Raw genomic sequence first — 2500 nt, forward strand, 5'->3', positions numbered from 1 at the left:
TCCGCTCAGGGTTAGTCAGGACCTAAGCCGAGGCCGACAGGCGTAGGCGATGGACAACAGGTTGATATTCCTGTACCACCTCTTTATCGTTTGAGCAATGGAGGGACGCAGAAGGATAGAAGAAGCGTGCGATTGGTTGTGCACGTCCAAGCAGTTAGGCTGGTAAGTAGGCAAATCCGCTTACCGCGAAGGCTGAGCTGTGATGGGGAAGCTCCTTATGGAGCGAAGTCTTTGATTCCCCGCTGCCAAGAAAAGCTTCTAGCGAGATAAAAGGTGCCTGTACCGCAAACCGACACAGGTAGGCGAGGAGAGAATCCTAAGGTGTGCGAGAGAACTCTGGTTAAGGAACTCGGCAAAATGACCCCGTAACTTCGGGAGAAGGGGTGCTTTCTTAACGGAAAGCCGCAGTGAATAGGCCCAAGCGACTGTTTAGCAAAAACACAGGTCTCTGCGAAGCCGTAAGGCGAAGTATAGGGGCTGACACCTGCCCGGTGCTGGAAGGTTAAGGAGAGGGGTTAGCGCAAGCGAAGCTCTGAACTGAAGCCCCAGTAAACGGCGGCCGTAACTATAACGGTCCTAAGGTAGCGAAATTCCTTGTCGGGTAAGTTCCGACCCGCACGAAAGGTGTAACGATTTGGGCACTGTCTCAACCAGAGACTCGGTGAAATTATAGTACCTGTGAAGATGCAGGTTACCCGCGACAGGACGGAAAGACCCCGTGGAGCTTTACTGTAGCCTGATATTGAATTTTGGTACAGCTTGTACAGGATAGGCGGGAGCCTTTGAAGCCGGAGCGCTAGCTTCGGTGGAGGCGCTGGTGGGATACCGCCCTGGCTGTATTGAAATTCTAACCTACGGGTCTTATCGACCCGGGAGACAGTGTCAGGTGGGCAGTTTGACTGGGGCGGTCGCCTCCTAAAAAGTAACGGAGGCGCCCAAAGGTTCCCTCAGAATGGTTGGAAATCATTCGTAGAGTGCAAAGGCATAAGGGAGCTTGACTGCGAGACCTACAAGTCGAGCAGGGACGAAAGTCGGGCTTAGTGATCCGGTGGTTCCGCATGGAAGGGCCATCGCTCAACGGATAAAAGCTACCCCGGGGATAACAGGCTTATCTCCCCCAAGAGTCCACATCGACGGGGAGGTTTGGCACCTCGATGTCGGCTCATCGCATCCTGGGGCTGTAGTCGGTCCCAAGGGTTGGGCTGTTCGCCCATTAAAGCGGTACGCGAGCTGGGTTCAGAACGTCGTGAGACAGTTCGGTCCCTATCCGTCGTGGGCGTAGGAAATTTGAGAGGAGCTGTCCTTAGTACGAGAGGACCGGGATGGACGCACCGCTGGTGTACCAGTTGTTCTGCCAAGGGCATAGCTGGGTAGCTATGTGCGGAAGGGATAAGTGCTGAAAGCATCTAAGCATGAAGCCCCCCTCAAGATGAGATTTCCCATAGCGTTAAGCTAGTAAGATCCCTGAAAGATGATCAGGTTGATAGGTTCGAGGTGGAAGCATGGTGACATGTGGAGCTGACGAATACTAATAGATCGAGGACTTAACCATATAATATGAAGCAAATGTTATCTAGTTTTGAAGGAATATACCTTCATAAGTCTGGTAATGATGGCAGAGAGGTCACACCCGTTCCCATACCGAACACGGAAGTTAAGCTCTCTAGCGCCGATGGTAGTTGGGACTTTGTCCCTGTGAGAGTAGGACGTTGCCAGGCAATCTAAGACGAGTCAGTATGACTCGTCTTTTTTGTGTATATTAACTAGACAATTATTAAAATACTGTATTTAAATAAGGCAATTGATAGACCGAGTGTTGAAGCTATCCCAAGTGTAAGAAATAAAAAGTATACCCATAATTCCCTTGAAATTCATAGAATACAGGCAAATTAACTTCACATGAATGAGAGATAGGTACTATATAAACGAGTGAAAGGAGACTCTTTATTTTGAAAGCGACAAGTATTAAGTTTTATGAATTTGGAGAGCCTCAAAAAGTTTTGCAGATAGAGAATAAGGAAGTTAGAGATCCGGGTGTTGGTGAAGTTTTAGTACGAATGAAGACTCGACCAATTAATCCCTCTGATTTAATTCCTATTAGGGGAGCATATTCTAATCGAATTTCTTTACCAGCTATTCCGGGATATGAAGGGGTTGGTATTATAGAAGAAGTAGGCCCCTCTGTTTCTAAATGGTTTCTTGGTAAGCGAGTATTGCCGCTGCGAGGTGAAGGTACATGGCAAGAGTTTGTAAAATCTTCAGCTGAACTAGCTGTTTTAATTCCAGATTATATTGATGATTATACGGCAGCTCAGCTTTATATTAATCCGATTACAGCGTGGGTTATCTGTACAGAAGTATTGGCATTAAAACCGGGGGATGACTTGATTGTAAATGCTTGCGGATCTTCTATTGGTCATATTTTTGCGCAATTATCTCGTGTTTTAGGATTTCGTTTAATTGCAGTAATACGTAATGATACTTATACAGAAGAATTAAT

General features: G+C 47.3%; 1 protein-coding gene and 2 rRNA genes (2 of these 3 cut by a window edge). All 3 read left to right on the top strand.

The features are described 5' to 3' along the window. A 23S ribosomal RNA gene (locus AB1284_RS23980) occupies window positions 1-1552 on the top strand; it begins 1371 nt to the left of the window's first position. A gap of 50 nt (window positions 1553-1602) precedes the next feature. Further along, window positions 1603-1718: ribosomal RNA gene (rrf, locus tag AB1284_RS23985) — 5S ribosomal RNA — on the top strand. Window positions 1719-1949: 231 nt separating this feature from the next. Continuing rightward, window positions 1950-2500, top strand: partial view of a zinc-dependent alcohol dehydrogenase family protein gene (locus AB1284_RS23990; protein ID WP_429752748.1) — the 5' portion only. The gene runs 424 nt beyond the window's last position; only the first 551 of its 975 coding nucleotides appear in the window; the start codon lies at window positions 1950-1952; its stop codon lies off the right edge, out of view.

The organism is Bacillus sp. S2(2024), from assembly GCF_050474045.1.
GTDB classification, from domain to species: Bacteria; Bacillota; Bacilli; order Bacillales; family Bacillaceae_G; genus Bacillus_A; species Bacillus_A yunxiaonensis.